General features: G+C 54.6%; 1 protein-coding gene. It reads left to right on the forward strand.

The features are described 5' to 3' along the window. The coding region (locus H8Z83_RS20550) for a DUF8626 domain-containing protein (RefSeq protein WP_494546124.1) at positions 1 to 622 on the forward strand (622 nt) is incomplete at its 5' end. Positions 623 to 811: the final 189 nt, after the last annotated feature.

The following is an 811-nucleotide window of genomic DNA, read 5'->3' on the forward strand; positions in this document are numbered from 1 at the left end:
GTATGCGGAGATTTCAAAGCTGCTTGATAAAATCCGCTCTGTTGGAATGGGTGGGATCAGCGCGGATGACGATCTGGCCGTGGAAAAGCTGACAAAAAAGCTGGAGGGGCTGGAGTCCCAGCAGACCACCATGAAGGCGGTCAATGCGTATTTTCGGAAACACAAAACGCTGGACGGCTGCCCGGAGCTTACGCCGGAGCAGGCCGAAAAGCTCAAAGCAGATATGGCGCAGTCATGGCACTTGGACAAAAGCAAGCCATACCCCGCCTATCTGCTTTCCAACAACAACGCCAACATCCGCCGTGTGCGCCAGCGCATTGAGGAACTGAGCAACCGCTCCGAGTTTGCAGGCTGGACATTCCCCGGAGGCGAGGCAAAAATCAACGAGGCTGAAAACCGTTTGCAGCTCATTTTCGAGGAAAAGCCCGATGCCGATCAGAGGCAGGAACTGAAAAGCAACGGCTTTAAGTGGGCTCCCAGCCAAGGGGCATGGCAGCGGCAGCTTAACCAGAACGCCATCCGTGCTGCAGCCCGGATAGACTTTCTGCGGCCCGAGGACGGTACAAGCCCCTATCAGCTCCAGCCGTTTGCGAAAAGAGAAAACAAAGAAATGTCTCGATGATGGGAGGTGTACTATGGACAAAAATCAAGGTTATGCTATTTTGAAGGCGGTCATGCTGGAAAATGGACGGGGATTTGCATTGGGCGAACATCCCACCGCGCCATCCCGCTATGTCACATGGGCCTGCTATGATGACAAGGACGGCCAGCGGCAGTATGAATGGGGTCACTATGGAAATGACCGCACCGC

The organism is Dysosmobacter segnis (assembly GCF_014297285.1).
GTDB lineage: Bacteria > Bacillota > Clostridia > Oscillospirales > Oscillospiraceae > Oscillibacter > Oscillibacter segnis.